This is a genomic window from Mesotoga sp. HF07.pep.5.2.highcov (assembly GCF_003666285.1).
In the GTDB taxonomy this organism is placed as follows: Bacteria; Thermotogota; Thermotogae; order Petrotogales; family Kosmotogaceae; genus Mesotoga; species Mesotoga prima.
In genome coordinates, this window is sequence record NZ_JFHJ01000010.1 from 1 (window position 1) to 3,908 (window position 3,908).

Genomic DNA, 3,908 nt, shown 5'->3' on the forward strand with positions numbered 1-3,908 from the left:
AGGCTTCTAACAAACTTTCTCATTCGAATCCCCGGCCGACAGAATCGATTCTTTCTCTTCTAATACTGTAAGACTTCTCTATTAGTGAGTAACCGAAATCAATCGCCTGGGCATTCATTTCAACATATTTCGCTTTAATGTGTTTCGTCATGGCCTCTTTAAGGGACTGAGTAGTCACGAAACTTCCCGCTCTGGCTATTAGGCCCAATCCGACCATGTTTGCTGGAAGAGTGCTGCCGAATTTTTTTTCAGTAAGCTCGGTGACTGGTTTCTGAATAATCTTTCTGGTCATTCTTACTCCTTCTTTTGGAATAGAACTGACCATGGTGGAGTCGACTATCAGTACTCCGTTCACATGTAAGAGAGGGACATGAGCGTTTACAGCCGTCTGATGCATCGAGTAAATTAGTTCGAAGGAATGAGCTTTGGGATAGTCGATTGGTTCACTGTTAAAAAGCACGTCACAATACGAGAGTCCGCCCCTCACCTGAGCCCCGTAGGATTGGGTTTGAACTACCCAATTTCCTTGAATAATTAGGGCTTCGGCAAGAATTATTCCCATCAAAACGTTGCCCTGGCCCCCAATACCCGAAATCCTTACTGAATGAGGTTGTGTGAACGCTTGCTTCATCCATTGTCACCTCTTTCTGCCTTCATCAATTCCTCGATCTTTTTTCTGTAGCTATCGCTGTATGTATCAGCATTCTTGTTTACGAATTCACCGGCCACGATTTTATCGGCCAATTCCTCTGGAGACATTGTCCTGGCCTTGTTAATTTGCACTGTGTTCTTCTTGAAATAGGCAAGCATGTCTTCAGGTTGTGACATGGCGTTGTATCTACCGTAGTATGTGTGACAGTTGGTCATTATTTCTACTACTGCCATACCTTTGTGATCGAGGGCCCTCTGAATGAACTGAACCATCTGCGCATAGTGAAAGACGGTTGATCTTGCGACGTATGTTGCTCCCGAGGCAAGTGCCAGATTGACAATGTCAAATGAGTTCTCTACATTGCCGTACGGAGAAGTCGATGCGATTTTCTCATGAGGTGTGGTTGGAGAGTACTGCCCCCCGGTCATTCCATATATATTGTTGTTGAATATTATCACCGTTATATCCATATTCCGTCTGCAAGCATGAATGAAGTGATTTCCGCCAATTGCGAGCATATCTCCGTCCCCACCCATCACAACAACTTTAAACTCAGGTCTGGCAAGCTTGACCCCCGTTGCAAACGCTATTGCTCTACCGTGAAGAGTATGCATAGTGTTGAAGTTAAGATAGCCCGTTACCCTTGAAGAACAACCAATTCCCGAGACAACAGAGACTCTGTCTGGATCGAGAGCATTTTTGTCGACAGCATCTATGAATGCTTTCATAATGACACCGTTCCCACAACCGGGACACCAAACGTGAGGCATTCTATCCTGCCTCAAATACTTAGTTAGCCTTGCAATAGCCATGATTTCCTCCCATTCATTTCGTAAATTGTGTCATCGTGACATTTGTTTTTTCAAACATGAACTCGGTCAATGGGTCAGGATATCCCTCAGAAAAAACGACCCTCTTTATTCCCGCATTTATTATAAGTCTGGCGCAAATCGAACACGGACGATGAGTTACATAAATAGTTGATCCATTGGTCGCTATTCCAAATTTCGCTGCTTGTGCAATCGCGTTTTGTTCGGCATGGGCCGCATAGCAAATTTCCTGGTTTTGACCGGAAGGGATTCCAAGAGCGTCTCGAATGCACTCGGTTTCATCGCAGTGTGGAAATCCCGAAGGTGGCTGGTTATAACCCGTAGACAGTATCCTGTTCTCCCTAACAATCAAAGCTCCGACCTTCCTGTGGTGACAGCTGGACCTTTCCCGAACCTGGTAGGCAAGTCTCATGAAATATGAATCCCAGCTCTCCGCTTTACTTTCCGGTTTGTGTGTGGAGAAACCCTTAAGAAAATCCGACAGATCTTCTGCAGACATCACATCATTCCCTTCAGAAGTTCAATATGATTATTCTCTTCTTTAATAATCCTCTTAAGGGCATCTGCTGTGGTAAATCTTGCGTTTTTTTGAATGCTTTCGTAGAATGCTATGCTTTTCTTCTCAGCTTCAATTGCAAGAGAAATTATCTTCTGATAATCGGAATTGCTCATAGAATCATGAAGACTTCTGGAGAAAACACTACCATTTGCCAGGTCTTCAACGTATGCCCTTGAGTCATCCCAGTTTATGAGTTCGAGGGACTCCTCTTCGAATTTCCTTAGCAGAAACTTGAATGTTTCCGCATGTCCATCTTCTTGCTTCGAAAGATATCTAAAGAGTGAACGCTTACTTTCATCATCAACGTTTTCTGCAAGTTCCCTGTAAAAGCTTACCCCGGCTTCTTCGACTTTCACTGCCAACTCGAGTATTTCATGTGGAGAAAGCAATCACCATCTCCTCCTTGATATCGATAAGCTTCTCCAGAACGCTTCTAGAAAAGTCCATTCCATTATCGTTCAATCTTATTCGACTGTTATCTGGCGAAAGGTAGTCACCAAGATGAGCTCTAAGCTTGGAGACCAAAGTATTATTCAACTCATCGGGAAGTTCCAGCTTTGATAAATCAACGCCTTCCACCAGTCTTAGTCCCATAAAAAGCGTTTCAAAAACCTCTTGAATGACTGAGTTCGCCCTCAATTCAAGAACCGGTCTCCTTCGAAGATTAACGAGATATCGATACTCAAGGAGATCCGAAGTATTCACGTACCTCTTTCTATCGAAGTGGCTACCGGCTGAAACGCCAAAGCCCATATATTGCTCGTTTCGCCAATACTTGAGATTATGAAGACACTCACGACGTCCTCTCTCCCATGATGAGATCTCATATCTACTGAACCCCATTTTGCTTAAAGAATCAAGAATAATATCGTGAAGGCCTTCTACTATTTCTTGTCTCGGTAAATCAATGATATCATCATGGACAAGCCGCATCAATTTAGTTTCGTGGTCAGAATCAAAAACATAGTACGATACATGATCCGGGTTTATGGCGCTAATCATTTCAAGGTTTCCGGCAACGTTGCTTTCGTTTTCTCCAGGTAACCCCAGAATGAAATCGAGATTTAGGTTTTCAAAGATATCTCTGCTGGCCATCAGTCTGTCTCTGAGATTCTTAGGGACGGGTCTATCGCATCGTTCGAGGATCTCCCTTTCCGATGATTGTATACCGATCGAGAGCCTGTTGAATCCAATATCCCTCCACTGCTTAAGGTTTTTTATATTGAGTTCCCAGGGGTTGGCCTCTATTGTAACCTCCACTGGCGCGGCATCAAATGAGCAGGAAATGAACGACATCAAATCCCTAAGAAGCTCGACAGGATATAAGGAAGGCGAACCTCCTCCAAAGTAAAGAGTCTCAACCCTCTCTGAAGCTGGATACATTTCTACTTCCTTCTTCAGCAAGTCGTTGTATTGTCGTACGAGATCACCATCATACTCAACCGTGCAAAAATCGCAGTATGAGCATCTCCTCGCGCAAAAAGGAATATGGATATAGAGTCCCATGCCCATCAGAAAATAAGCCTCATGAAGATCCCGTTGAGATTGAAGTTTGTTACCGAGATTCCAGCAAAGATTGAATCATCACTCCCAAGTTTCGAGATAAGTAACTGAGCGTCAATTCCACGCATGCTCACCATTACTGTAGGAGAAAGCATAAGCCTCAAATCGCCTGCGGGAACAATAAAGCTGCCTGCGAAGGCCAGTCCGGGATCGAAGGACAAGTAGTTCATTCCTATACCTATACCATATCCAACCTCGCCTAGCGAGTCGTTTGTTTTAAGGTCAACAGTTGCGACAACATTGCTTTCCATGTTTCTAATTCTAAGACTTCGCTCATATTCTTTTGCATAAAGGTATAGACCAA

At 43.8% G+C, this 3,908-nt stretch carries 5 protein-coding genes and 1 pseudogene; all 6 read right to left on the bottom strand.

Annotated features, from left to right (window positions below; all coding sequences use genetic code 11):
- Positions 1–19 precede the first annotated feature (19 nt).
- Entirely contained in the window at positions 20–631 is a 612-nt protein-coding gene (locus BG32_RS00235) for a 2-oxoacid:acceptor oxidoreductase family protein (RefSeq protein ID WP_006492544.1), read from the bottom strand.
- Positions 628–1,464, bottom strand: a complete 837-nt coding sequence (locus BG32_RS00240; RefSeq protein WP_006492545.1) for a 2-oxoacid:ferredoxin oxidoreductase subunit beta — start codon at positions 1,462–1,464, stop codon at positions 628–630. Before BG32_RS00240 ends, BG32_RS00235 begins: the two co-directional genes overlap by 4 nt.
- 13 nt (positions 1,465–1,477) lie before the next feature.
- Complete coding sequence (locus tag BG32_RS00245; protein ID WP_006492546.1) at positions 1,478–1,981, bottom strand: dCMP deaminase family protein; 504 nt, start codon at positions 1,979–1,981, stop codon at positions 1,478–1,480.
- Complete coding sequence (locus tag BG32_RS00250; RefSeq protein WP_006492547.1) at positions 1,981–2,430, bottom strand: ferritin family protein; 450 nt, start codon at positions 2,428–2,430, stop codon at positions 1,981–1,983. The genes BG32_RS00245 and BG32_RS00250 overlap by 1 nt, the downstream gene beginning before the upstream one ends.
- Positions 2,414–3,553: a radical SAM family heme chaperone HemW gene (hemW, locus tag BG32_RS00255; RefSeq protein ID WP_006492548.1), complete on the bottom strand. Its 1,140-nt coding sequence runs from the start codon at positions 3,551–3,553 to the stop codon at positions 2,414–2,416. The genes BG32_RS00250 and hemW overlap by 17 nt, the downstream gene beginning before the upstream one ends.
- Positions 3,553–3,908 (bottom strand): annotated as a pseudogene (locus BG32_RS00260) (hypothetical protein); the annotation flags it as partial. The pseudogene BG32_RS00260 and the gene hemW, both read right to left, overlap by 1 nt.